The 25,795-nt window shown below is 66.3% G+C and carries 24 protein-coding genes; all 24 read right to left on the reverse strand.

Annotated elements, in window-relative coordinates:
* Nucleotides 1-5 precede the first annotated feature (5 nt).
* The gene (accD, locus tag CBM2586_RS10885) at nucleotides 6-878 is read right to left on the reverse strand and encodes an acetyl-CoA carboxylase, carboxyltransferase subunit beta (protein ID WP_115661642.1); all 873 of its coding nucleotides are present in this window, start codon (nucleotides 876-878) and stop codon (nucleotides 6-8) included.
* Between the two features lie 180 nt (nucleotides 879-1,058).
* Complete coding sequence (gene trpA, locus CBM2586_RS10890) at nucleotides 1,059-1,856, reverse strand: tryptophan synthase subunit alpha (protein ID WP_115661641.1); 798 nt, start codon at nucleotides 1,854-1,856, stop codon at nucleotides 1,059-1,061.
* Between the two features lies 1 nt (nucleotide 1,857).
* Nucleotides 1,858-2,772 (reverse strand): DNA-methyltransferase, encoded by a 915-nt coding sequence (locus CBM2586_RS10895; protein WP_115661640.1) that lies wholly within the window; start codon nucleotides 2,770-2,772, stop codon nucleotides 1,858-1,860.
* Nucleotides 2,772-3,965, reverse strand: a complete 1,194-nt coding sequence (gene trpB / locus CBM2586_RS10900) for a tryptophan synthase subunit beta (RefSeq protein ID WP_115661639.1) — start codon at nucleotides 3,963-3,965, stop codon at nucleotides 2,772-2,774. Before trpB ends, CBM2586_RS10895 begins: the two co-directional genes overlap by 1 nt.
* Nucleotides 3,966-4,089: 124 nt before the next feature.
* Nucleotides 4,090-4,812 (reverse strand): phosphoribosylanthranilate isomerase, encoded by a 723-nt coding sequence (locus CBM2586_RS10905; protein ID WP_115687495.1) that lies wholly within the window; start codon nucleotides 4,810-4,812, stop codon nucleotides 4,090-4,092.
* Nucleotides 4,799-5,617 (reverse strand): tRNA pseudouridine(38-40) synthase TruA, encoded by an 819-nt coding sequence (truA, locus tag CBM2586_RS10910; RefSeq protein WP_115687497.1) that lies wholly within the window; start codon nucleotides 5,615-5,617, stop codon nucleotides 4,799-4,801. The genes CBM2586_RS10905 and truA overlap by 14 nt, the downstream gene beginning before the upstream one ends.
* Nucleotides 5,618-5,746: 129 nt before the next feature.
* Nucleotides 5,747-8,572 carry a FimV/HubP family polar landmark protein gene (locus CBM2586_RS10915; RefSeq protein WP_115687499.1) on the reverse strand — a complete coding sequence of 942 codons (2,826 nt, stop codon included), beginning with the start codon at nucleotides 8,570-8,572 and terminating at the stop codon, nucleotides 5,747-5,749.
* Between the two features lie 296 nt (nucleotides 8,573-8,868).
* Nucleotides 8,869-10,005 carry an aspartate-semialdehyde dehydrogenase gene (asd, locus tag CBM2586_RS10920; RefSeq protein ID WP_115687501.1) on the reverse strand — a complete coding sequence of 379 codons (1,137 nt, stop codon included), beginning with the start codon at nucleotides 10,003-10,005 and terminating at the stop codon, nucleotides 8,869-8,871.
* A gap of 90 nt (nucleotides 10,006-10,095) precedes the next feature.
* Entirely contained in the window at nucleotides 10,096-10,227 is a 132-nt protein-coding gene (locus tag CBM2586_RS32420; RefSeq protein ID WP_012353360.1) for a hypothetical protein, read from the reverse strand.
* Between the two features lie 101 nt (nucleotides 10,228-10,328).
* Complete coding sequence (gene leuB / locus CBM2586_RS10925; RefSeq protein WP_029050120.1) at nucleotides 10,329-11,396, reverse strand: 3-isopropylmalate dehydrogenase; 1,068 nt, start codon at nucleotides 11,394-11,396, stop codon at nucleotides 10,329-10,331.
* 22 nt (nucleotides 11,397-11,418) lie between these two features.
* Nucleotides 11,419-12,069: a 3-isopropylmalate dehydratase small subunit gene (gene leuD, locus CBM2586_RS10930; RefSeq protein ID WP_012353362.1), complete on the reverse strand. Its 651-nt coding sequence runs from the start codon at nucleotides 12,067-12,069 to the stop codon at nucleotides 11,419-11,421.
* Nucleotides 12,070-12,089: 20 nt separating this feature from the next.
* On the reverse strand, nucleotides 12,090-13,499 hold the full coding sequence (leuC, locus tag CBM2586_RS10935) for a 3-isopropylmalate dehydratase large subunit (RefSeq protein ID WP_115661634.1): 1,410 nt from the start codon (nucleotides 13,497-13,499) through the stop codon (nucleotides 12,090-12,092).
* A 340-nt stretch (nucleotides 13,500-13,839) separates the two neighbouring features.
* Nucleotides 13,840-14,541, reverse strand: a complete 702-nt coding sequence (locus tag CBM2586_RS10940; protein ID WP_115661633.1) for an ABC transporter ATP-binding protein — start codon at nucleotides 14,539-14,541, stop codon at nucleotides 13,840-13,842.
* Nucleotides 14,541-15,314, reverse strand: coding sequence for a high-affinity branched-chain amino acid ABC transporter ATP-binding protein LivG (gene livG / locus CBM2586_RS10945; RefSeq protein WP_115663709.1), 774 nt, complete (start codon nucleotides 15,312-15,314; stop codon nucleotides 14,541-14,543). The genes CBM2586_RS10940 and livG overlap by 1 nt, the downstream gene beginning before the upstream one ends.
* Nucleotides 15,315-15,334: 20 nt before the next feature.
* A complete protein-coding gene (locus CBM2586_RS10950; RefSeq protein ID WP_373424217.1) occupies nucleotides 15,335-16,594 on the reverse strand; it encodes a high-affinity branched-chain amino acid ABC transporter permease LivM in 1,260 nt (419 codons plus the stop codon).
* A gap of 33 nt (nucleotides 16,595-16,627) precedes the next feature.
* The gene (livH, locus tag CBM2586_RS10955) at nucleotides 16,628-17,554 is read right to left on the reverse strand and encodes a high-affinity branched-chain amino acid ABC transporter permease LivH (protein WP_018005204.1); all 927 of its coding nucleotides are present in this window, start codon (nucleotides 17,552-17,554) and stop codon (nucleotides 16,628-16,630) included.
* Between the two features lie 254 nt (nucleotides 17,555-17,808).
* A complete protein-coding gene (locus CBM2586_RS10960) occupies nucleotides 17,809-18,924 on the reverse strand; it encodes a branched-chain amino acid ABC transporter substrate-binding protein (protein ID WP_115661631.1) in 1,116 nt (371 codons plus the stop codon).
* A 534-nt stretch (nucleotides 18,925-19,458) separates the two neighbouring features.
* The gene (gltA, locus tag CBM2586_RS10965) at nucleotides 19,459-20,760 is read right to left on the reverse strand and encodes a citrate synthase (RefSeq protein WP_115661630.1); all 1,302 of its coding nucleotides are present in this window, start codon (nucleotides 20,758-20,760) and stop codon (nucleotides 19,459-19,461) included.
* Nucleotides 20,761-20,803: 43 nt separating this feature from the next.
* A complete protein-coding gene (locus CBM2586_RS10970; protein ID WP_115661629.1) occupies nucleotides 20,804-21,091 on the reverse strand; it encodes a succinate dehydrogenase assembly factor 2 in 288 nt (95 codons plus the stop codon).
* A gap of 78 nt (nucleotides 21,092-21,169) precedes the next feature.
* On the reverse strand, nucleotides 21,170-21,871 hold the full coding sequence (locus CBM2586_RS10975; protein ID WP_010814619.1) for a succinate dehydrogenase iron-sulfur subunit: 702 nt from the start codon (nucleotides 21,869-21,871) through the stop codon (nucleotides 21,170-21,172).
* Nucleotides 21,872-21,905: 34 nt separating this feature from the next.
* A complete protein-coding gene (sdhA, locus tag CBM2586_RS10980) occupies nucleotides 21,906-23,684 on the reverse strand; it encodes a succinate dehydrogenase flavoprotein subunit (protein ID WP_115661628.1) in 1,779 nt (592 codons plus the stop codon).
* A gap of 3 nt (nucleotides 23,685-23,687) precedes the next feature.
* Complete coding sequence (gene sdhD / locus CBM2586_RS10985) at nucleotides 23,688-24,053, reverse strand: succinate dehydrogenase, hydrophobic membrane anchor protein (RefSeq protein WP_012353372.1); 366 nt, start codon at nucleotides 24,051-24,053, stop codon at nucleotides 23,688-23,690.
* A gap of 11 nt (nucleotides 24,054-24,064) precedes the next feature.
* Nucleotides 24,065-24,475, reverse strand: coding sequence for a succinate dehydrogenase, cytochrome b556 subunit (gene sdhC, locus CBM2586_RS10990; RefSeq protein ID WP_012353373.1), 411 nt, complete (start codon nucleotides 24,473-24,475; stop codon nucleotides 24,065-24,067).
* A gap of 276 nt (nucleotides 24,476-24,751) precedes the next feature.
* Nucleotides 24,752-25,654 carry a GntR family transcriptional regulator gene (locus tag CBM2586_RS10995; protein WP_115661627.1) on the reverse strand — a complete coding sequence of 301 codons (903 nt, stop codon included), beginning with the start codon at nucleotides 25,652-25,654 and terminating at the stop codon, nucleotides 24,752-24,754.
* Between the last annotated feature and the right edge of the window lie 141 nt (nucleotides 25,655-25,795).

Genomic DNA, 25,795 nt, shown 5'->3' on the forward strand with positions numbered 1-25,795 from the left:
CGGCGTTATGCCACCGCGTCGGCCGGCTGCTTCTGCAGCAGCGCCAGCAGCTGCGCCAGTTCGGCGCGCATCTTGCGGCGGTCGACGATCATGTCGACGGCGCCCTTGGTCAGCAGGAACTCCGAGCGCTGGAAGCCTTCGGGCAGCTTCTCGCGCACGGTCTGCTCGATCACGCGTGGACCGGCAAAGCCGATCAGCGCCTTGGGCTCGGCGATCACCACGTCGCCCAGGAAGGCGAACGACGCCGACACGCCGCCCATGGTCGGGTCGGTCAGCACGCTGATGAACGGCAGCCTGGCCGCGCTCAGCTGGTTCAGCATCGCGGTGGTCTTGGCCATCTGCAGCAGCGACAGCAGGCTTTCCTGCATGCGCGCGCCGCCGGTCGCGGTAAAGCAGATGAACGGCACCTTCTGCTCCAGCGCGGCCTGCGCGCCGCGCACGAAGCGCTCGCCCACCACCGAGCCCATCGAGCCGCCCATGAACTCGAACTCGAAGCAGCTCGCCACCACCGGGATGGTGTGGATGGCACCGCCCATCACCACCATGGCATCGGTCTCGCCGGTGTCGTCCATGGCGGCCTTGATGCGGTCCGGGTACTTCTTGGAGTCCTTGAACTTGAGCGCGTCGACCGGCACGATCTCCTGGCCGATCTCATAACGGCCTTCGGCGTCGAGCAGCGCATCCAGGCGCGCGCGCGCGCTGATGCGCATATGGTGGTCGCACTTGGGGCAGACGTGCAGGTTGGCCTCGACATCGGTCCGGTACAGGGTGGACTCGCACGACGGGCACTTGACCCACAACCCCTCGGGGATGCCCTTGCGGGTGCTGGGGTCGGTCTGTTGAATCTTGGGGGGCAGGAGTTTATCCAACCAGCTCATGAAAGCTCCTTTCGGATGACTGCGGTCCGCCGGCAGGCCCATGGTCGGGGCGCCGGTTGGCGGAAGGCAGGGAATCAACCCGCGAATTTACCATGCCGGCCCGGTGAGCCCGAAGCGCAACGCGCGAATTGCGCACGATAACGCACTGCACGCAGTATTCCGGGACGGCAAAGGATCACTTCAGGCATCCAGCGCCTGCCGAATTTCGGCGATAAACGATTGCAGCGCCGCCACGGCCTGCTCGCGCGGCGTGTCTTCCAGCAACTGCACCAGGCGGCTGCCGATCACCACGGCATCGGCCACGCTGCCGATCGCGCGCGCGGTCTGCGCATCGCGGATGCCGAAGCCCACCCCCACCGGCAGGTTGGCGTGCTGCTTGATCAGCGGCAGGCGCGCCGCCACGCTGTCGAGGTCGATCGCGGCCGAGCCGGTCACGCCCTTGAGCGAGACGTAGTAGAGGTAGCCGCTGGCCACGCGCGCGACCGCCTCGATGCGCGCATCGGTCGAGGTCGGCGCCAGCAGGAAGATCGGGTCCATGCCGTGGTCGCGCATCAGCCCGGCGAACGACTCGCACTCCTCGGGCGGATAGTCGACCACCAGCACGCCGTCGACGCCGGCCGCACTGGCGGCCCTGGCGAAGGCTTCCTCGCCCATGCGCTCGATCGGGTTGGCGTAGCCCATCAACACCACCGGCGTGTCGGCATTGGCCTGGCGGAACTCGCGCACCCACTGCAGCACCTGCGTCAGCGACACCCCCTGCGCCAGCGCGCGCTCGGAGGCGCGCTGGATCACCGGGCCGTCGGCCATCGGGTCGGAGAACGGCACGCCCAGCTCGATCACGTCGGCGCCGCCCGCCACCAGCGCGTGCATCAGCGCCACGGTCAGGCCGGGCTCGGGATCGCCGGCGGTGATGAACGGAATCAGGCCCTTCTTCTGCTGCGCGGCCAGCGCCGCGAACGTCTTCTGGATACGGGACATATCAGGGAATCAGGTGAGGCCGCGGCGCCGGCGAGACATCGTCGTTGGCGGCGGCCAGGGTTGGGGTCGCATCGGGCTCGATCGCGGGCATGGCTTCTGCAGCAGCGGCCACGCGCCCGCACGCCACCTGCACGTACTCGGGGTTGATCTCGTAGCCGACAAAGCGCCGGCCGTGGCGCAGGCAGGCTACCGCGGTGGTGCCGCTGCCGGCGAACGGATCCAGCACCAGGCCGCCCGGCGGGCAGCTCGACAGCACCATGCGCTCGACGATCTCCAGCGGCTTCTGCGTCGGGTGGTTGGCACGCTCGGGGTCCTGGCGATGGATGCGCGAGATGCTCCACAGGTCCTTGGGGTTGTAGCCCACCTCCAGCCACTTCTTGCCTTCGAAACGCGGCCGGCTGCGCGCCTTCTTGGTCTCGGGGTCGTACGGGATGCGCACCGGGTCGAGGTCGAAGTAGTAGTCGCGCGCCCTGGCAAAGAAGCCGATGTTGTCGTGCACCGACGAGAACTTGCGCGTGGTGCCGCCCATGCTGGGCACGCGGCGGTCCCAGATGATCTCGTTGATCATGGTCAGGCGCCGCTTCAGCATCACGAACAGCTCGGGCGAGTACTGCCAGGTGCAGAACAGGTAGAGCGTGCCCCTGGGCGCGAGCTTGGGCACGACCGCGTCCATCCAGCGCTCGGACCAGTCCAGGTAGGCCTGGCCCGACAGCAGGTCGGAATCGTTGCCGTAGTCCTTGCCCAGCCCGTACGGCGGATCGGCGACGATCAGGTCGACCGAGCCGTCCGGCAGGCGCGCAATGCCTTCGAACATGTCTTCCTGGAACAGGCGCAGCTGGGCGGAGTCGGGAGCGCCGGCAGCATCCGGCGCGCCGGCGCCGCCCACGGCAAGTCCGGTCGGAGGCAGCGCGCGCATCAGAGCTTGAGCCCCGCGCGCTCGGCCACGGTATGCATGTCCTTGTCGCCGCGGCCGGACAGGTTCACCAGCAGCAGCTTGTCCTTGGGCAGCGTCGGCGCCAGCTTGCAGGCGTAGGCGATGGCATGGCTGGACTCCAGCGCCGGGATGATGCCCTCGATGCGGCAGCAGTCGTGGAAGGCCTTGAGCGCTTCCTCGTCGGTGACCGGCACATACTGCGCGCGGCCGCTGTCCTTGAGCCAGGCATGCTCGGGACCGACGCCGGGGTAGTCCAGGCCGGCCGACACCGAATGGGTCTCGATGATCTGGCCGTTGTCGTCCTGCAGCAGGTAGGTGCGGTTGCCGTGCAGCACGCCCGGCGTGCCGCCGGTCAGCGAGGCCGCGTGGCGGCCGGTGTCGAGGCCGTCGCCGGCGGCTTCGACGCCGATCAGCTGCACCTCCTGGTGCTCGATATACGGATAGAAGATGCCCATGGCATTGGAGCCGCCGCCGACGCAGGCGATCACCGCGTCCGGCTGGCGCCCGGTCATTTCGGGCATCTGCACCTTGGCTTCCTCGCCGATCACGCACTGGAAGTCGCGCACCATCATCGGATACGGGTGCGGCCCAGCCACGGTGCCGATGATGTAGAAGGTGTTCTCGACGTTGGTGACCCAGTCGCGCATGGCCTCGTTGAGCGCATCCTTGAGCGTGCGCGAGCCGCTTTCCACCGGCACCACGGTCGCGCCCAGCAGCTTCATGCGGTAGACGTTGGCGGCCTGGCGCTTGACGTCCTCGGCGCCCATGTAGACCACGCATTCCATGCCGAAGCGCGCGGCGATGGTGGCCGTGGCCACGCCGTGCTGCCCTGCCCCGGTCTCGGCGATCACGCGCGGCTTGCCCATGCGCTTGGCCAGCAGCGCCTGGCCGATGACGTTGTTGATCTTGTGCGCGCCGGTGTGGTTCAGGTCTTCGCGCTTGAAGTAGATCTGCGCGCCGCCGAGCGTCTCGCTCCAGCGCTGCGCGTGGTAGATCGGCGACGGGCGGCCGACGAAGTGCTTCAGCTCGCGGCGGAATTCGGCGTCGAACTCGGGATCCTTCTGGTAGTGCGCATAGGCGTCGCGCAGCTCATCGAGCGCGTGCACCAGCGTTTCGGACACGAAGGTGCCGCCATAGGGGCCGAAATGGCCGCGGGAATCGGGCAGGTCGTACATGTCTAGACTCTTCGGAACAGCGGCCCTGCCTCGCTCGGCAGGGCTCGCCTGGTTGACTGGGTGCGCGATGCCCGCTATGGCACGGCGGGCGCGGTATGCGGAGGGGATCTGTCTTGGATCCGGCTCATCCGGCCTCGGCGCTGCGGACAGCGCGCACGAATTCGGCAATGCGGGCGTGGTCCTTCACGCCCCTGGCGGCCTCTACCCCGCTGCTGACATCGACGGCGTAGGGGCGCACGCGTTCAATCGCGCCAGCGACGTTTTGCGCGTTCAACCCACCACTCAAAACGATGCGAGGAGCGCCGCTTGCGTTCGGGTTGCCGGTTGCCATGACCGGGGGATCGGGCGGAAGCCATGCCGTAGGAATCAGGGTCCAGTCGAAGACGTGGCCGCCACCGCCATAGCCTTCGACGAAGGCATCGAGCAGCAAGGCAGCGGCATCACGGTATTGATCGGCGAATTCTACCAAATCGAGCCCCGCGCGGACACGGGCGGCGCGCAGGAACGGCAACGCGCAGCGCTGGGCGGCCTGGGTGCAGAACTGCGGGGTTTCGTCGCCATGCAGCTGCAGCAGCGTCAGCGGCACACGCTCGGCGACGTGGGCGATGTCTTCGAGGTCGGCGTTGACAAACAGGCCCGTCACCGTGACGAACGGCCCGGCGGCCTCGGCCAGCGCCGCGGCCTGCGCCACCTCGACGTAGCGCGGGCTCTTCGGGTAGAACACCAGCCCGATCGCGTCCGCGCCGGCATCAACCGCCGCGCGCACGTCGTCCTCGCGGGTCAGGCCGCAGATCTTGATGCGGGTGCGCTGCGGCAGGTGCGCCGCACTGCCCTCAGGTTGCGTCATCGAACACTCCATGGAACAGGCTCGCGGATGGGTCGGCCGCGGGAATCGGGTAAGCATCAGGATACTTGACCCCGACCAGGTAGAGGCCGTCCGGCATGAAGGTCGGCGCCGCCAGCTTGCGGTCGCGCCCGGCCAGCACCTGCGCCAGCCATTGCGGCGGGTAGCGCCCGCGCCCCACCGCCACCAGGCAGCCCATCAGGTTGCGCACCATGTGGTGCAGGAAGGCGCTGGCGCGGAAACGCAGGAACACCCAGTTGCCGTCGTCGCGGATGGTGACGTCGTACATGGTCTTGAGCGGGGATTTCGCCTGGCACTCGGCGGCGCGGAACGCGGAAAAATCGTGCTCGCCGATCAGGTGCGCCGCGGCTGCGCGCATGGCATCCACGTCGAGCCGTTGCCCGGGCGGCAGCATCTGGTAGCCGGCGCGGCCATGCACCAGCGGCACGCGGTGCGGACCGGTGTAGAGCGCGTAGTAATACATGCGCTCGTACGCCAGGAAGCGGGCATGGAAGCCATCGTCCACCGGCAGCGCCCACTGCAGCGCGATCGACGGCGGCAGGAAGGCGTTGACGCCCCGCACCCAGGAAAAGGGCTCGCGCTCCAGCTCGGTATCCAGGTGGATCACCTGGCCCAGCGCATGCACGCCGGTATCGGTGCGCCCCGCCACCGTGGTCAGCAGGCGCACCCCGGCAAAGCGCTCGATCGCGTCTTCGAGGTGGTCCTGGACGGTATTGCGGTGCGGCTGCGACTGCCACCCGGAAAAGGCGGCGCCGTCGTAGTGCAGGCCAAGGGCGATGCGGTTCATGTCAGGGGAAAAGGCATGGCGGCACGCAGGCTATGCGCGCCGGAAAAGCAAATGCGCCGGAAGGGACGCTCCCGGCGCATCGCTTCGGACCGCGGCAGCGCGTGCCGCGGCCGGACCGCCAATGATAGCTCAGGCCACTTCGAGCAGCAGCGAGCGGGCCTCGGCCTGCAGCGGATCCTGCGACTGCTCGACCACTTCCTGCAGCAGCTCGCGCGCGCCCTCCTTGTCGCCGATCTCGATATAGGCGCGCGCCAGGTCCAGCTTGATCTGCATGTCGCGCCCGCCGTCCATGCCGTCGGTCGACAGCGTGCTCGGCGACACGCTTTGACCCAGGCTGCCTGCGGTGTCGGGCGCCACGCGCGACAGGTCGATCGGCTCGGCCAGCTTGCCGTCGCGCAGCATGGTGGTGGCGGGAAGCGGCATCGAGGCCTCGTCGAGCGCGGCGGCGGCTGCATTGCCTTGCGGCGCGCTGCCCAGGTCCAGCGACAGCCCGGACATGTCGAATTCCAGCGGGCGGCCGCGGGTCGGCGTGTCGAGCGTCGGCACGTCGTCATCCGCGAGCGGATCGGCGCCCGGCAGACCCATGTCGAGGCGCACCGCCTCGCCCGGCTGCGGCACCTCGGCGCCGAACACCATCGCCGCCGACGCCGGCGCGATGATCGGGTCGCCGGCGGCCGGCGCCGGGAAGGCATCCAGCGGCAGCGACAGGTCGCCCAGCGACGGCTCCAGCCGCGCGATCGAGGCCGGATTCTGCGACGGATCCTGCGTGCGCCACTGGTCGGTTGCCGGCGATGCCGTATCGGGGCCGGCAGCCTCGGGCGTCACTACCATGAACAGCGCATTGCCGGGTTCCAGCGCCCGCCCCATATCCGCGGCCTTCAGCCATTCCGCTCCGTGCCCGCCGGTCTGGGCGAACATTTCTTCTGCAATCACGCGGAACCCTTCCACATCCTGTCTGTTGCTGTAAATCTCCAGGAGCTTGAGCCGTACCGGCTGCTGCTCCGGGTGTTTCTCCAGGGCTTCGCGCAGGATTTCCTCTGCCTGCACATCGCGCCCGTAGGCGATGTAGACCTCGGCCTCGGCGATCGGGTCGACCTCGTTGGCTTCCGGCGTGTTGTTGCCGATGCGGAAGTCGGCGCCGAACACGCTGTGCTGCGAGGTGTCGACGCTCTGCCCGCCGGCGGCGCCGAACAGCGAGTTGGCGCCCGCCATGACCGTGCTTTCCTGCGACAGGATGCTATCGCCGAAGCCTGTGGCCTCGCTGTCCTTCTGCTTCTGGCGGCGGCGATAGATCGCGTACACGCCCAGCAGCGCCACCACCAGGCCGCCGCCCGGCAGCAGCATGGGATTGGCCAGCAGGCCATCGAGGAACGACGGTTCGGGCACCGGCGCGGGCTGCGCCACGACCGCCGGCACCGGCTTGGCCGCGGGAGTCGATGCGGCACCTGGCGCCGCGTTGGCTGCCGCGTCCGCGGCAGGCTGCGAGGCGGGGGCGGCGGCCACGGCGGAGGCTGCCGCGGGCGCCACCGCAGCCGCGGCACTGGCGCCGGCCGCTGGCACGACAGGCGCGCTTGCCGCATTCGCCGCAGCGGCCGCGGTTGCGCCGGCCGTTGTGCTGGCCGCCACGGCGTCGGCCTTCGGCGGCTCGGCCGGCACCACGGCGGGCGCGGCGGCTGCCGCCCGGGCGGCGGCGTCAGCCTTTTCCTTGCCGGCCAGCGCGGCCTGGTTGGCCTGGCTCAGCTTGGCGATCTCGGCGTTCTTCAGCTCGAGCAGCTTCTGCATGTCGCCGACATTCTTTTCCAGTTGCGCCAGGCGGGCCTCGGCTTCCTTCAGCTGGCGCTCGCGCGCGACGCCGGCTTCGGCCTTGGCCGCGGCGTCGGCCTGCGCGCCACGCGCGGCCTTGCTGAGCTTGAGTTCATCGCGCGGGCCGTCGCCCGGCGCCGCCTGCTCCTGCACGCGCGCGGTCACGTTGCCGGACTGCTGGCGGCCGCTGTCGGGCTCGACCGACTTGGCCGCGGCGGCGCTGGCCAGCCGGCTGCGGTAGGCTTCGAAGCCCTGCGTGCGCGCCACCACTTCGCGGCGCGCCGCCCTGGGCGTGACCGCCTGCGCCTGCTGCTGGGTCGGCACCTGCAGCACCGCGCCGCTGCGCAGGCGGTTCATGTTTCCGCCGATAAAGGCGTTGGGATTGTTGCGATAGAGCGCCACCAGCATCTGGTCCAGCGAGACCGATTCCTGGCCCTGCACTGCCTCGCCGGCAATGCCATAGAGCGTGTCGCCGCGCTGCACGGTATAGCCGCCGCCGGGGGCCATGTCGGTGGCTGTGGCCGGTGTCGCGGCGCGCCTGGCGCCCGGGCGCGCCGGACGGACCGGTGCGGCGGGCCGGGCCGGCTCGGCCTCGGCGGCGGCCTGCTGCGCCGGCGCAGGTGGCGCGGCGGCAGGTGCCGGCGCGGCCGGGGCGTCGGGCGTGGCGGCCTGCACCACCGGTGCCGGCGAGAAAGTCTGGTTGGAAGCCCGGGCCCCGGCGGGGTCGAGCAGGAAAGTGTAGGCGCGCGAGACCTTGCCGCTGGCCCAGCTCATGTCGACCAGGATATCGACGAAGGGCTCGCTGATCGGCTGGCTGGAGCGGACCCGTGCCACATAGCTGCCGTTGGCGCGGCGCTCCACCTCCAGCCGCAGGCTGCCCACGGCTGGCAGATAGGTCAAGCCGGCCGACGCATAGGCGCCTGGCGGCGCCAGCTTGACGCTGAGCCCCGCGGCCTCCTCGGCGGTGACCCCGCTGATGTCGATCTCAGCCTGAAGCGGCTGCCCCAGATTCGACTGAACCCGCAATTGCCCGAACCCCGCGGCATACGCGGCCGGCTGCGCAAGCAGCAGGCCCAGTGCCGTGACGGCCAGCGTTGACCAGCGCTGACGGGCAGTAGGCGCATCTTTCCGGCGATGTTGGCTCACACTCACCTTGTGCTCCGTTATGTTTTAGTAGCGATATGAATCGACAAACCGACCCCATAAACCAGGTCCGCCCGGCCGGCGGAGCATTCTGAACGGCCCCTTTGCCAACCCGCGCGCAGGCGCCCGTCCCTGCGGGCGCGTGGCGCATGCCGGCGTATTGTGACGCATCGCCCAGGAAAATAGGCGCCCGGATACAACAACGCCGCGCATGGGCGCGGCGTCGTAAGCAAAGCGCTGCATTCTGTTGCCTGGCTGCAACGCAAGCAACCAGGCCACGGCAGCGGCCTGCGAGCAGGACTCGATCAGGACTCGATCAGGATACGCAGCATGCGGCGCAGCGGCTCGGCCGCGCCCCACAGCAGCTGGTCGCCGACCGTGAAGGCCGACAGGTACTCGCCGCCCATCTGCATCTTGCGCAGGCGGCCGACCGGGATGGTCAGCGTGCCGGTCACGGCCGCCGGGGTCAGGTCGGTCATGCTGGCTTCGCGCGTATTCGGCACCACCTTGGCCCACGGGTTGTGCGCGGCCAGCATGCCTTCGATCTCGTCCAGCGGCACGTCCTTGCGCAGCTTGATGGTCAGCGCCTGCGAGTGGCAGCGCATCGCGCCGATGCGCACGCACAACCCATCGACGGCGATCGGCGTGGCGCCGGTCGCGCCCAGGAAGCCTTCGCCACGGCCCAGGATCTTGTTGGTCTCGGCGCCGCCCTTCCATTCCTCCTTGGACTGGCCGTTGCCCAGGTCCTTGTCGATCCAGGGAATCAGGTTGCCGGCCAGCGGCACGCCGAACTGCTTGGTTTCCTCGGCGGACAGACCATGCTGCGTTGCCAGGATCTGGCGGTCGATTTCCAGGATGGCCGATGCCGGGTTGTCCAGCAGCGGCTTGACCGACGCATTCAGCGTGCCGAACTGCGTCAGCAGTTCGCGCATGTGCTGGGCGCCGCCTCCGGAAGCGGCCTGGTAGGTCATCGAGGTCATCCATTCGACCATGTCGGCCTGGAACAGGCCACCCAGGCCGATCAGCATGCAGCTGACCGTGCAGTTGCCGCCGATGAAATTCTTGACGCCCTTGGACAGCGCGTCCTTGATCACGCCCTGGTTGACCGGATCGAGCACGATGATGGCATCGTCCTTCATCCGCAGCGACGAGGCCGCGTCGATCCAGTAGCCCTTCCAGCCCGCCCCGCGCAGCTTGGGGAAGACCTCGTTGGTGTAGTCGCCGCCCTGGGCGGTCAGCACCACGTCGCACTTCTTCAGTGCCTCGATGTCGTTGGCATCCTTGAGCGTGGTTTCGTTCTTGGCCATGGCGGGCGCCTTGCCGCCGGCGTTGGACGTGCTGAAGAAGACGGGCTCGATGTGGTCGAAATCACGCTCTTCCTGCATGCGCTGCATCAGGACGCTGCCGACCATTCCCCGCCAACCGACGAGACCTACAATCATGATTTACCTCGGATGTGATTTTTACTTCCCCGCCATTTTCCTCGCCCGGCGTGGCTGCGCGGGGAAGACGGGCAGGCACGACGAACGGATCTAGGCGATCGCGGTTTTGATAATGGTTTTAATCGTCGTTGCGGTCTGGCCGAGCGAAATCGTGCCGACCGGGCCGCGGGTGGCGGTCAGGGCGACAACAGCAGTCAGGGTGGACTGGGAAAATCGGGCCATCGGCAGAGTCTACACGATTTTGCGGCGCTGCCGCAGCGTGGAAATCGGGGACAAATAAAACAAAGGGCACCGCCGCAGCGGTGCCCTTTTGCGGTTGCGGCTTACAGTGCCGCCAACACCGCTTCACCCATTTCGCGGGTGCCGACCTGCTTGCAGCCCGGCGTCAGGATGTCGCCAGTGCGGTAGCCCTGTGCCAGCACCTTCTTGACGGCATTCTCGATGCGATCGGCCTGCTCGGCCTTGTTCAGCGAGTAGCGCAGCATCATCGCCGCCGACAGGATGGTGGCCAGCGGATTGGCCACGCCCTTGCCGGCGATGTCCGGCGCCGAGCCGTGCGACGGCTCGTACAGGCCCTTGTTGTTCGCATCCAGCGAGGCCGACGGCAGCATGCCGATCGAGCCGGTCAGCATCGCCGCCTCGTCCGACAGGATGTCGCCGAACATATTGCCGGTGACGATCACGTCGAAGCTCTTGGGCGCCTTGACCAGCTGCATCGCCGCGTTGTCGACGTACATGTGCGACAGCTCGACTTCCGGATATTCCTTGCTGACGTCGATCACGATGTCCTTCCAGAACTGGAAGGTCTCGAGCACGTTGGCCTTGTCGACGCTGCACAGCTTCTTGCCGCGCTTGGCCGCGGCCTGGAACGCCACATGCGCGATGCGGCGGATTTCCGGCTCGCTGTAGCGCATGGTGTCGAAGGCCTCGCGCTCGCCCTTGAACAAGCCGTCCGGCGCTTCGCGCAGGCCGCGCGGCTGGCCGAAGTAGATGTCGCCGTTCAGTTCGCGCACGATCAGGATGTCAAGGCCGGCCACCAGCTCGGGCTTCAGGCTCGAGGCGCCGGTCAACTCCGGATAGCAGATCGCCGGGCGGAAATTGGCGAACAGCTGCAGGTGCTTGCGCAGGCCCAGGATGGCCTGTTCGGGGCGCAGCGCGCGCTCCAGGCTGTCGTACTTCCAGTCGCCGACGGCGCCGAACAGGATGGCGTCGGCTTCCTTGGCCAGCTTGAGCGTGTTCTCCGGCAGCGGATGGCCCTCGGCCTCGTAGCCGGCCCCGCCCACCGGCGCGGTTTCCAGTTCGAACTTCTCGTCGAGCGCGTTCAGGACCTTGACGGCCTCCGCAACGATTTCGGGACCGATGCCGTCACCCGGCAGGACTGCGATCTTCATTGTTGTCTTTCCTCGTAGAGCCTTATCCGACCAGGCGGTTATTCAGCCACGGCATCTTCGCCACGCGCTCGGCCTCGAAGGCCTTGATCTTGTCGGCATGGCGCAGGGTCAGGCCGATATCGTCGAAGCCGTTCAGCATGCAGTATTTGCGGAACGGGGCGATGTCGAACTCGTAGCCCTGCCCCGACGGCGTCAGCACCACCTGCTTGTCGAGGTCGATGGTGAGCTGGTAGCCGTTGAACGCGTTGGTCTCGTTGAACAGGTGGTCGACCTGCTGCTCGCTCAGCACCACCGGCAGCAAGCCGTTCTTGTAGCAGTTGTTGAAGAAGATGTCGGCAAAGCTGGGCGCGATCACGGCGCGGAAGCCGTATTGCGTCAGCGCCCACGGCGCGTGCTCGCGCGAGCTGCCGCAGCCGAAGTTGCGGCGCGCCAGCAGGATCGACGCACCCTGGTAGCGCGGCTGGTTCAGCACGAAGTCCGGGTTCAGCGGACGCTTGCTGTTGTCCATGCCGGGCTCGCCCACATCCTTGTAGCGCCACTCGTCGAACAGGTTGGGACCGAAGCCGGTGCGCTTGATGGACTTCAGGAACTGCTTCGGGATGATGGCGTCGGTATCGACGTTCTCACGGTCGAGCGGCGCGACCAGGCCGCTGTGTACGGTGAACTTTTCCATGATGCTCTGTCCTTGCTTGTTCAGCCCAGCTTGCGGATATCGACGAAATGGCCCTCGATGGCGGCGGCCGCGGCCATCGCCGGGCTCACCAGGTGGGTGCGCCCGCCCGCGCCCTGGCGGCCTTCGAAGTTGCGGTTCGAGGTCGAGGCGCAGCGCTCGCCGGCATCGAGGCGGTCGGCATTCATCGCCAGGCACATCGAGCAGCCCGGCTCGCGCCATTCAAAGCCGGCGGCCTTGAAGATCTGGTCGAGGCCTTCGCGCTCGGCCTGCTCCTTGACCAGGCCCGAGCCCGGCACCACCATCGCCAGCTTCACGTTCGACGCAATCTTGCGGCCCAGCTTCTGCACCACCCAGGCGGCGGCGCGCATGTCTTCGATGCGGCTGTTGGTGCACGAGCCGATGAAGACCTTGTCGATGCTGATGCTCTCGACCGGCACGTTGGGCTGCAGGCCCATGTATTCCAGCGCGCGCTCCATCGCGTTGCGCTTGTTCGGATCCTTTTCCTTCTCCGGGTCCGGCACGCGGTCTTCGATGCTGATCACCATTTCCGGCGAGGTGCCCCAGGTCACCTGCGGACGCACCTCTTCCGCGCGCAGCTCGACCACCTGGTCGAACTTTGCGCCGGCATCCGAATGCAGCGTGCGCCAGTAGGCCACGGCCTGCTCCCACTCCACGCCCTGCGGCGCGTACGGGCGGCCCTTGACGTATTCCAGCGTGACGTCGTCCACCGCCACCAGGCCGGCGCGCGCGCCCGCCTCGATCGCCATGTTGCAGACCGTCATGCGGCCTTCCATGGTCAGGTCGCGGATGGCGGAGCCGGCAAACTCGATGGTGTAGCCGGTGCCGCCGGCGGTGCCGATCTTGCCGATCACGGCCAGCACGATGTCCTTGGCGGTGCAGCCGCGCGGCAGCTTGCCTTCCACCTGGACCAGCATGTTCTTGGCCTTCTTGCCCAGCAGCGTCTGCGTGGCCAGCACGTGCTCGACTTCAGAGGTGCCGATGCCGTGCGCCAGCGCGCCGAAGGCGCCGTGCGTGCTGGTATGCGAGTCGCCGCACACCACGGTCATGCCCGGCAGCGTCGCGCCCTGCTCCGGCCCGATCACGTGCACAATGCCCTGGCGGTGGTCGTTCATCTTGAACTGGGTGATGCCGTAGCTGTCGCAGTTGGCATCGAGCGTATCGACCTGCAGCTTCGACACCGGGTCGGCGATGCCCTGGCTGCGGTCCGTGGTCGGCACGTTGTGGTCCGACACCGCCAGGTTGGCGCTGATGCGCCACACCGGACGCTCGGCCAGCTTCAGGCCCTCGAACGCCTGCGGGCTGGTCACTTCATGCAGCAGGTGGCGATCGATATAGAGCAGCGTGGTGCCGTCTTCCTCGACGTGGACGGTGTGGTCATCCCAGAGTTTGTCGTAGAGCGTCTTGGCCATGATGCGATGGCGGGACCGATGACCGCGCCTTGGCAGGCCGGACCGCGGGGACCGCGCAGTAGTTTGCAGGGGTAGTTGTCCGCTTCGTCGCGGCAGGCGAACCGGTTGAAAAACCGCTAAAAGCCGCCGGAAGCCGCCGAAATGCGGGCGTATCTCAAGCGTTGCCGCAATGCTTGACTTGGCAATCGATTATGCCACAGGGGGTATGGGGAACCGCGCCCGGCCTGGCCCGTCAGGCGCCCGCCATGTAATGTGATTGGCGAAAGGGGGATTTCGCGGATGGCGAAAACGCAGAGAAGAGAAGAAAGCGGCCGCCGCGGCGAGCGGCGGCCGGCCGGCATCAGCCGCCGAGGTAGGCGGCCTTGATCCGGTCGTTGGCCAGCAGGTTGGCGCCGGTGTCCGCCAGCACCACCTTGCCGGTCTCCAGCACATAGCCCCGGTCCGCCACCTGCAGCGCCTTGTTGGCGTTCTGCTCGACCAGGAACACGGTGACGCCCTCGTCACGAATGGTGCGGATGATGTCGAAGATCTGCGCGATGATCAGCGGCGCCAGGCCGAGCGTGGGCTCGTCCAGCAACAGCAGGCGCGGCCGGCTCATCAGCGCGCGGCCGATCGCCAGCATCTGCTGCTCGCCACCCGACATGGTGCCGGCACGCTGGCTGGCGCGCTGATTCAGGCGCGGGAACAGCTTGAAGACATGCTCGATACCAGCCTCGATCTCGTCGCGTTTGGCAAAGAAGCCACCCATCTTCAGGTTTTCCAGCACCGTCAGGCTCGGGAACACGCGCCGGCCCTCGGGCGAGATCGCCATGCCCAGCCGCATGATCTCGTGCGTCGAGCGGTTGGTGATGTCCTTGCCCTCGAACAGCACGCGCCCGCTCGAGGCTCTCGGCGTGCCGCACACGGTCATCATCAGCGTCGTCTTGCCGGCGCCGTTGCTGCCGATCAGGGTGACGATCTCCCCTTTCTTGACTTCGATCGATACGCCCGACAGCGCCTCGATGGCGCCGTAATGGGTATGGACCTGTTCCAGCTTCAGCATCAGTCCTCTCCCAGGTAGGCCTTGATCACGCGCGGGTCGTTGCGCACTTCGTCGGGCTTGGCCGTAACGATCGGCTTGCCGTGCTCCATCACCAGGATGCGGTCGGACACGCCCATCACCAGGCTCATGTCGTGTTCGATCAGCAGCACGGCAATGCCGAACTCGCGCCGCAGCTGGTCGATCAGCTGCTGCAGCTCGATCTTTTCCTGCGGGTTGAGGCCGGCGGCGGGCTCGTCCAGCATCAGCAGGCGCGGCTGGGTGATCATGCAGCGTGCGATCTCGAGCCGGCGCTGGTGGCCGTAGGAGAGCGTGCCGGCCTCGCGGTTGGCGACGCCGGTCAGGCCCATGCGCTCCAGCCACTGCGCGGCGCGCTGCAGCGCCTCGCGTTCGGCGCGGCGGTAGGCCGGGGTCGCAAACAGGCCGCGCAGGATGCCGGATTGCACCTGCAGGTGTTGCGCCACCATCAGGTTCTCGACCACGGTCAGGTTCTTGAACAGGCGGATGTTCTGGAACGTGCGCACCAGGCCCTTGCGCGCCACCATGTGGCTCGGCAGGCCGGCGATGGCGTGCCCGTCGAGCGTGACCTCGCCCGCGGTCGGCTTGTAGAAGCCGCCGACGCAGTTGAACACCGTGGTCTTGCCGGCGCCGTTCGGGCCAATGATGGCGAAGACCTCGTCCTTGCGCACATCGAAATCGATGCCGTCGACGGCCAGCAGGCCGCCGAAGCGCATCTGCAGGCCCGACACCCTGAGCAGTTCTGCCGTTGTATTGATCGGCGCACTCATTGCTGCATTCATCGGGGAAGCTCCACGTGCGGGCGGCTCGCGGGCAGCAGGCCCTGCGGACGCCACATCATCATCAGCACCATCACCAGGCCGAAGATCAGCATGCGATATTCGGCAAAGCCGCGCGCCACTTCGGGCAGCACGGTCAGCAAGATCGCCGCCAGGATCACGCCCAGCTGCGAGCCCATGCCGCCCAGCACCACCACGGCCAGCACCAGCGCCGATTCGATGAAGGTGAACGATTCCGGATTGACCAGGCCCTGGCGCGCGGCGAAGAACGCGCCGCCGAGGCCGGCGAACGAGGCTCCCAGCGTGAACGCCGACAGCTTGATGCGGGTCGGGTTCAGGCCGAGCGAGCGGCAGGCGATCTCATCTTCGCGCAGCGCTTCCCAGGCGCGGCCCATCGGCATGCGGATCAGCCGGCTGGTGACGAACAGCGTGAAGCCGACCAGCAGCAGCGCGATCAGGTAGAGGAAGATCACCATGTGCTGGCTGGCATAGTCCAGGCCGATCAGCTCGTGGAAGGTACGCGTGCCCTCGACGCTGGCGCTGCGCGCCATCTCGACGCCGAACACGCTCGGCTTGGGAATGCCCGAGACGCCGTCCGGACCGCCGGTGAGGCTGGTCAGGTTGTTCAGCAGCAGGCGGATGATCTCGCCGAAGCCGAGCGTGACGATGGCCAGGTAGTCGCCGCGCAGGCGCAGCACCGGGAATCCGAGCAGGAAACCGAAACCCGCCGACAGCGCCGCCGCGATCGGCAGGCATTCCCAGAAGCTCAGGCCGAAGTACTGGTTCAGCAGCGCGTAGGTATAGCCGCCCACGGCATAGAACCCGACATAGCCCAGGTCGAGCAGGCCGGCATAGCCGACCACGATGTTCAGGCCGAGGCCCAGGATCACGTAGATCAGCGCCAGCGTGGCCACGTCGACCGCGCCGCGCGAGCCGAAGAACGGCCACACCAGCCCCACCGCCAGCAGCACCCATACCGCCACGCGCTGCCGCTGCGCGCCCAGCGCCGGCAGTGCCGGCAGGCGCACCGCGCTGCCGGCGCGCGACAGCACCGGCTTGAACAGCTGGAACAGGAACACCGCCGCCACGGCCAGCCATACCGGCCGCCAGTGCGGTTCCAGCACCACCTTGTAGCCTTCCAGCTTGAGTTGCAAGCCCAGAATCGGGATGGTCAGGATGGCGGTCATCACCGCCGCCGTGATCGCGTTCTTCAGCGACTGGCCCGGCGTGGCGCCGCGCACGGCTTGTGCGGCGGACATCGCAGAAACTTGGTTGGTCATGTGTCGCCTCCCTCAGACCTTTTCGACATCGGGCTTGCCCAGCAGCCCGGTCGGACGGAACAGCAGCACCAGCACCAGCAGGCTGAACGCGACCACGTCCTTGTATTCGGCCGGCATGTAGCCCGAGGCGAAGGTTTCCGCCAGGCCCAGCAGCACGCCGCCGAGCATCGCGCCCGGGATGCTGCCGATGCCGCCCAGCACCGCCGCGGTAAAGGCCTTGATGCCGGCAATGAAGCCGATGAAGGGGTTGAGCTTGCCGATGGTCAGCCCGATCAGCACGCCGCCCACTGCCGCCAGCATCGCGCCCAGCACGAAGGTGAACGAGATCACCTTGTTGGTGTCGATGCCGAGCAGGTTGGCCATGCGCATGTCCTCGGCGCAGGCGCGGCAGGCGCGGCCCATGCGCGAGCGGCCGATGAACAGCGTCAGCGCCACCATCAGCGCCAGCGTCACGCCGACGATCAGCAGCCGCGAGTACGGCACCGTGACGGTGAAGTCGCCACCCATCTGGAACTCGATGGCGCCCGAGATCAGCACCGGCACCGAGACATCGCGCGCGCCCTGCCCGATCTGGACATAGTTCTGCAGGAAGATCGACATGCCGATGGCCGAGATCAGCGGCACCAGCCGCGGCCCGCCGCGCAAGGGGCGGTATGCCACCCGCTCGACCGCATAGCCGTAGACGCCGGTGACCAGCACCGACACCAGCAAGGCGGCACCGAGCACCAGCGGCAGGGGGTAACCCGCCTGGGCGCCGATGGCGGTGAGCGTGACCAGGCCGACATAGGCACCGATCATGTAAATCTCGCCGTGCGCGAAATTGATCATGCCGATGATGCCGTAGACCATTGTGTAGCCGATGGCGATCAACGCATAGATCGCACCCAGCGTCAGGCCGTTGACCAGCTGCTGGGTGAACTGTGGAAGGAATTCATTCATTGGGGAGAACCTCGAAGCCGCCAGAACTGGCCGCAGCAGGGATGCACCAAAACCATTCGAACTTGCCAAAGCAAGGTGTTCTCCCTCTCCCCGCATGGGGAGAGGGCCGGGGTGAGGAGTGGTTTAGCGAGGAGCCACATCAAGCGGGGCCAACGGTTTGAACCCACAGGCCTCAGCCTTGGACCCGCCTGCCCTCACCCCTGGCCCCTCTCCCGCAAGCGGGAGAGGGGAGCACCCGTCCGGATACGAATGCCTCAGTTTGTGGCGGTCTTGCTGGCATCCTTGTGCCAGGTGTAGACCACGAACTTGAAGGACTTCAGGTCGCCCTTGGCGTCGTACTCGACCTTGCCGATCGGCGTGGTGAAGGCGTTCTTGTGCATGTACGCCGCGACCTTGGTGGGGTCGGTGCTCTTGGCGCCGGCGATGGCGTCGCCGATGATCTTGACGGCGGCGTAGGCCGGCATCTGGAACGGACCGTTGGCGTCACGCTTCTTGTCGGCAAAGGCCTTGACCAGGCCGGCGTTGGCCGGGTCGGCCGAGAAGTCGGCCGGCAGCGTCACCAGCATGCCTTCCGACGACGGCCCGGCGATCGCGGTCACGTCCTTGTTGCCGACGCCCTCGGGGCCCATGAAGGCGGCCTTCACGCCCTGCTCGCGCGCCTGGCGCAGCAGCAGGCCCATTTCCGGGTGGTAGCCGCCGAAGTAGACGAAGTCCACGCCCTGCGACTTGAGCTTGGTGATCACGGCCGAGTAGTCCGAGTCGCCGGCGTTGATGCCTTCGAACACGGCCACCGGGATCTTGGCGGCTTCCAGGTCCTTCTTCACCGAGCTGGCGATGCCCTGGCCGTACGACTGCTTGTCGTGCAGCACCGCGACCTTCTTCGGCTTGATCTTGCCGATGATGTACTGGGCCGCTGCCGGGCCCTGCTGGTCGTCGCGGCCGATGGTGCGGAAGATGAAGTTGCGCTTCTTGGTCTCGGTCAGCTGCGGCGCGGTGGCCGACGGCGTCACCATCACGATGCCTTCGTTCTCGTAGATGTCCGAGGCCGGGATGGTCGAGCCCGAGCACACGTGGCCGATCACGTACTTGATGTTCTGGCTGACGATCTTGTTGGCCACCGCCACGGCCTGCTTCGGCTCGCAGGCGTCGTCCATCAGCACCACCTCGAACTTGTTGCCGCCGGCGCCGCCGGCGGCGTTGATCTGTTCGATGGCGGTCAGCGCACCGGCCTTGACCATGTCGCCATACTGCGCCACCGAGCCGCTCATCGGGCCGGCAATGGCGATCTTCACGGTTTCGGCGTTGGCGGCGGCGCCAAAGGTCGCCAGCATGGCAGCCAGCGAAATGGTGGAAAGACGGGACAGCGTCATCAGGAGCTCCTCGATTTATGTTTGGGTCATCCGGGCAGAAACGGTATGACCTGCGCAATCGAACAACACCCGCGGACGACTGGGATCGGGATTCGCGGCAAGCGCCACCCGAGACGCGGAAGTCGGGCCTGCAAGGAAGAGACAGCGTATGCGGGGCCCGGCAAGTGTCAGTCCCGCTGAGGTATGGGGACCAAGGTTCGGAAAGACAACGTTTGATGCGTTCTCTATTGCGCAAGCGATTCGCCTGCCCCGTTTGCCGCACCACATGCCGGAAGGGTGGCCCGGCTGCCGTCGGCAAAGCAGCCCGCATTATAGGGTCAAATTTCCTGCCGCACGCGACTATCGCACAATTTATGCGGAACGGATTTGGGAAAACGCGACACAATCATCCACGAATTGCGCCCCGGACCATTCAAGGTGCAATTTCCTGCCCTTCTTCGCGCCGCAGCGCACAAGCCCGCCCCGCCCACAAAGACAAACGCCCCGGCAGGGCCGGGGCGTCTGGATTTGCTGCGCTGCGCAGCGGCGGGCCAGTTAGCGCTTGGCCACGTCCGGCACTTCGCGGGTGGCGGCGCCGACGAACAGCTGGCGCGGACGGCCGATCTTGTATTCCGGATCGGTGATCATTTCTTCCCACTGCGAGATCCAGCCCGGGGTGCGGGCCAGCGCGAAGATGCAGGTGAACAGCGAGGTCGGGATGCCCAGCGCGCGCTGCACGATGCCCGAGTAGAAGTCGACGTTCGGGTACAGCTTGCGGCTGACGAAGTACTCGTCTTCCAGCGCGATCTTTTCCAGTTCCATGGCGAGCTTGAACAGCGGGTCGTTGTGCAGGCCCAGTTCGTTCAGCACTTCATGGCAGGTTTCGCGCATCAGCTTGGCGCGCGGATCGTAGTTCTTGTACACGCGGTGGCCGAAGCCCATCAGGCGCACGCCCGAGTTCTTGTCCTTGACCTGCTTGATGAACTCGGGGATGTTGTCGACGCTGCCGATTTCTTCCAGCATCTTCAGCGCGGCTTCGTTGGCGCCGCCGTGGGCCGGGCCCCACAGGCAGGCCACGCCGGCGGCGATCGCTGCGAACGGGTTCGTGCCTGACGAACCGGCCAGGCGCACGGTCGAGGTCGACGCGTTCTGCTCGTGGTCGGCGTGCAGGATGAAGATGCGGTCCAGTGCACGCTCCAGCACCGGGTTGACGGTGTAAGGGGCGCACGGCGTCGCGAACAGCATGCGCAGGAAGTTGCCCGAGTAGGACAGGTCGTTCTGCGGATAGATGTACGGCTGGCCGATGTTGTACTTGTACGCCATGGCGACCATGGTCGGCATCTTGGCGATCAGGCGGATGGCCGAGATCTCGCGCTGATGCGGATCATCGATGTCCATCGCGTCATGGTAGAACGCGCTCATGGCACCCACCAGGCCGGTCAGCACGGCCATCGGGTGGGCATCGCGGCGGAAACCGCGCATGAAGAACTGCAGCTGCTCGTGAACCATGGTGTGGTTCATCACGTGGCCGACGAATTCTTCCTTCTGCTTGGCGTTGGGCAGTTCGCCCTTGAGCAGCAGGTAGCAGGTCTCGAGGTGGTCGCACTTCTGCGCCAGTTGCTCGATCGGGTAGCCGCGGTACAGCAGCTCGCCCTTGTCGCCGTCGATGTAGGTGATCTTCGAATTGCACGAAGCCGTCGACATGAAACCGGGGTCGTAGGTGAACTTACCGGTTTGTCCGTACAGCTTGCGAATGTCGATCACGTCCGGGCCAACGGTGCCCTTGTAGATCGGCAGCTCAACGCTGGGGGAACCATCGGAGAACGATAGCGTGGCTTTCACATCGGACGGCGTCATGTCGGATCCTTCAAATGCTGTGAATAATAATGTTGACCAAAACTCAGACCGTACGCAGCAGGTTCACTACGCGCTGCATCGGGGGCGTGTCGAGCTCACCGTCCAGTTCCTTGCGGGCAAGGAGCAGGTCCATCAACTCGTTGTCGCTGAGCTCGAACAGCTGGCTCAGCGCAGCCACATCCTCGTCGGACAGGCTCTCCTCGTAACGGTTGAAGAAACGTTCGACGATGATGTCGTTCTCCAGGAGGCCGCGGCGGGCACGCCAGCGCAAACGGGCGCGCTTGTGCGGATCGGCCTGATGGGAGAAGGTGGTGGCAGGACTTTCGGTCATGGCTTCCTACTTTCGGCGCGCCCGCCAGATATAGCCGCTCTGGCTGACGCGCCGCTTACTGCTTAGACGGCCGCAGGATCACACCGCGCGGCGGACCATCAGCTCCTTGATCTTGCCGATGGCCTTGGTCGGGTTCAGACCCTTCGGGCACACGTCGACGCAGTTCATGATGCTGTGGCAGCGGAACAGGCGGTACGGGTCGTTCAGGTTGTCCAGACGCTCATTGGTGGCCTGGTCGCGGCTGTCCGCGATGAAGCGGTAAGCCTGCAGCAGGCCGGCGGGGCCGACGAACTTGTCCGGGTTCCACCAGAACGACGGGCACGAGGTCGAGCAGCTCGCGCACAGAATGCACTCGTACAGGCCATCCAGCTCGTCACGCTCTTCCGGCGACTGCAGGCGCTCTTTCTCGGGCGGCGGCTCGTCGTTGATCAGGAACGGCTTGATCGAGTTGTACTGCTTGAAGAAGTTCGTCATGTCGACGATCAGGTCGCGCACCACCGGCAGGCCGGGCAGCGGACGCAGCACGATGCGGTCCGGCAGCTCGCGCATGTTGGTCAGGCAGGCCAGGCCGTTCTTGCCGTTGATGTTCATCGCGTCCGAGCCGCACACGCCTTCGCGGCACGAGCGGCGGAACGAGATGGTTTCGTCCAGCTTCTTCAGCTTGACCAGCGCGTCCAGCAGCATGCGCTCGTGGCCGTCCAGCTCGACCTCGTAGGTCTGCATGCGCGGCGCCGCATCCTTGTCCGGATCGTAGCGGTAGACTTCGAAAATACGCTTCATTTCTGTGGGTCCTGTTGTCTCTACGATGCGATGCTCAGAAGGTACGGGCCTTCGGCGGCACGCTTTCCACCGTCAGCGGTTCCATCTTCACCGGCTTGTAGTCGAGACGGTTGCCTTCGCTGTAGAACAGCGTGTGCTTGAGCCAGTTATCGTCGTCGCGGTTCGGGAAGTCGCTGTGTGCGTGGGCACCGCGCGATTCCTTGCGGGCGGCCGCCGAGATCATGGTGGCCTTGGCCACTTCCACCAGGTTGGCCACTTCCAGGGCTTCCACCAGTGCGGTGTTGAAGACCTTGGACTTGTCCTTCAGGTGGATGTTGTCGGCGCGCTCCGCAACTTCCAGGATGCGCTCGACGCCCTCGTCCATCAGCTTCTGCGTACGGAACACGCCGGCATGCGACTGCATGTTCTTGCGGATGTCGTTGGCGACGTCCTGCGTGTATTCGCCCGATGACGTTGCCTGCAGCTTGGCCAAGCGCGACATCGCCAGGTCGGCGGCATCGGCCGGCAGCGGCTTGTGTTCCTTCTGCTTCAGGTTCTGCGCGATGATGTGGTTGCCGGCGGCACGGCCGAACACCACCAGGTCGAGCAGCGAGTTGGTGCCCAGGCGGTTGGCGCCATGCACCGACACGCACGAGCATTCGCCGATCGCGTAGAAACCGTTCAGGACTTCGTTCGGGTTGCCGTTCTTCGGCACCACGACCTGGCCGTGATAGTTGGTCGGGATACCGCCCATCTGGTAGTGGATGGTCGGAACCACCGGGATCGGTTCCTTGATCGCGTCGACGTTGGCAAACTTCATGCCGATTTCGCGGATCGACGGCAGGCGCTTCATGATGGTCTCGGCGCCGACGTGGGTCAGGTCGAGCAGCACGTAGTCGCCGTTCGGGCCGCAGCCGCGGCCTTCCTTGATTTCCTGGTCCATCGAGCGCGAGACGAAGTCACGCGGCGCCAGGTCCTTCAGCGTCGGCGCATAGCGCTCCATGAAGCGCTCGCCGTCCTTGTTGCGCAGGATGCCGCCTTCGCCACGCACGCCTTCGGTGATCAGCACGCCCGCGCCGGCCACGCCGGTCGGGTGGAACTGCCAGAACTCCATGTCTTCCAGCGGCACTCCCGCGCGCGCGGCCATGCCCAGGCCGTCACCGGTGTTGATGAAGGCGTTGGTGGAAGCGGCGTAGATGCGGCCGGCACCGCCGGTCGCGAACAGCGTGGTCTTGGCTTCGAGGATGTAGACCTCGCCGGTTTCCATTTCCAGCGCGGTCACGCCCAGCACGTCGCCGTCCTGGTCGCGGATCAGGTCCAGCGCCATCCACTCGACGAAGAAGTGGGTCTTGGCGCGCACGTTGCGCTGGTACAGCGTGTGCAGCAACGCGTGGCCGGTACGGTCGGCCGCGGCGCAGGCACGCTGCACCGGCTTCTCGCCGTAGTTGGCGGTATGGCCGCCGAACGGGCGCTGGTAGATGGTGCCGTCGGGGTTGCGGTCGAACGGCATGCCGAAGTGCTCGAGCTCGTACACGACCTTCGGCGCTTCGCGGCACATGAACTCGATCGCGTCCTGGTCACCCAGCCAGTCCGAGCCCTTGATGGTGTCGTAGAAGTGATAGTGCCAGTTGTCCTCGCTCATGTTGCCCAGCGAGGCACCGATGCCGCCCTGCGCCGCCACGGTGTGCGAGCGAGTCGGGAACACCTTGGACAGCACGGCCACGTTCAGGCCGGCTTCCGCGAGCTGGAGGGATGCGCGCATCCCGGCGCCGCCAGCACCGACGATGACCACGTCAAAGCGGCGACGCGGCAATCCAGTCTTGACTGCGACCATTTATTACACCCTCCAGAGAATCTGAGCAGCGTAGCCCGCGCAACCGACGAGCCACAGAATCGTAAGAACTTGCAGCACCAGGCGCACCGCCATCGGCTTGACATAGTCCATCCAGATATCGCGCACGCCGATCCAGGCGTGATACAGCAGCGACAGGATGGTCAGGAACGTGATGATCTTCATCCACTGGTTGGCGAAGAGCCCTGCCCACGCCTCATACGAAGCGCCGTTCGACAGCAGGAAGGCAATCGCCAGGATCACGGTGAAGACCACCATGACCACGGCGGTGACGCGTTGCGCGAGCCAGTCTTTCAGACCGTAGTGCGCACCGACGACAAGACGCTTGGGACCGATATTGTTATTTGCCACCTTGATTCTCCTCAGAACAGGCCGAACAGCTTCAGGCCGAAAATCAGGGTAAGCAGCAGGCTCACAACCAGCACGCTGATGGCAGACTTGGCCGAGGCGGGCTTGGAGACACCAACGTGCACGTCCAGCAGCAGGAAGCGGATCCCGGCGCAGAAATGATGCAGATAACCCCAGATCAGGGCCAGCACAACCAGCTTGACAAAGCCGCCGGACAGAAGGGCCGAGAACTTTGCGAAGCTCAGTTCGGAGGTGATGCTCTGCTCAAACAGATACAGGACGAAGGGAAGGAGGAGGAACATCAGCGCACCGCTCACGCGATGCAGGATGGATACCTTGCCGGCCCAGGGCAACCGGTATTTCGCGATCTGCGAAATACCGATATTCCGGAACTCCGGCCTGGCTTGTTTGACGGCTTCAGCCATGCGAGACCCCATTAGCGGTAAACAAAGAAACGAAACTGCCATTGCCTGCATGCAACGGGATGCATTAGGGCAAATCCATGAGATTTTAGCGCCTTTGTTGCGCGCTGCACCAATAATTTTCTGCTATCACGGCCCGACAAGCGCCGCCCGACAATCGCACACTCCGCACATCCGGCGCGCCACTTCCCGCGACCACCAGCGCGTCGCGCAACAGCTGGCATTACCTGGGCCAACCACGATAATCGGCGCGCACAGCCGTGGCGCGGCGCCGCCAGGTCAGCTCAGGTCGTTCTGGTAATAGTGCCGGGTGGTGACGTAGAGCCCACGGCGCACTTCCACGGGGCGGTCGCCATAGGTGTAGGACACGCGCTCGACCGACAGCAGGGGCGCGCCCACCGGCACCGACAGCAACTCGGCGGCGGTTTCGTCGGCGGGGACGGCGCGGATCTTTTCCGAGGCGCGGATCATGCGCGTACCGAATTCGGCCTCGAACAATGCATACATGGGCCCTTTCCACTCGGTCAGCTTTTCCGCGGTCAGGCCCTTGAAGTTGGCGCCGAGCAGCCAGATTTCGTCCAGCACGGTCGACTCGCCCGAGAACGTCAGCACGCGGCGGATCTGCACCACGCTGTCGCCGGTGCGGATATCGAGCAGCCGCGCGATTTCGGCTGGGGCGCGCAGACGCTTGCATTCCAGCACGCGGCTGGCGCCATAATGGGGTTCGCCCTCGTCCGGGACGAGGCGCAGGAAGCGGAACTTGACCACGTCTTCATGGTGCGTGGTCACGAAGGTGCCCTTGCCCTGGCGGCGCGCCACCAGGTTCTCGGCCGCGAGTTCGTCGATGGCCTTGCGCACCGTGCCCTGGCTGACCTTGTAGCGCGATGCCAGCTCCATTTCGCTGGGAATCATCTCGCCCGGCTTCCATTCGCCGGATTGCAGGCTGCGCGTGATCAGCGCCTTGATCTGCTGGTAAAGCGGGCTGAACGTGGGCGATGGCACTGACTGCAAACCAGGAGCGGGACCGGAAGCGGAACCAGGTGGCGGGACGGCCTGCGGCGCGGCGGCCGGCGCGGACGCCGGCGGCGAAAGCGGCTGCGTCCCGGCGCCAGGCGTGGCGGCGCCAGATTCCTGCGCGCCGGGTGTGGCTGCGCCGGTCAGGGACGTAGGCAGGGAGGACATAGCGCGATTTCACCACAAAAGGGCAAGCAACGTCCAGCCTTACGTTAATTGTCTTATGTCTTATATAAGACATATGAATTGACAGGATAGAGAGGCCGGGCCTACACTCGCGCTGGTCCACGCCCGCGATCGCCCGCCTCC

This window comes from Cupriavidus taiwanensis (genome assembly GCF_900250115.1).
Classification (GTDB): domain Bacteria; phylum Pseudomonadota; class Gammaproteobacteria; order Burkholderiales; family Burkholderiaceae; genus Cupriavidus; species Cupriavidus taiwanensis_B.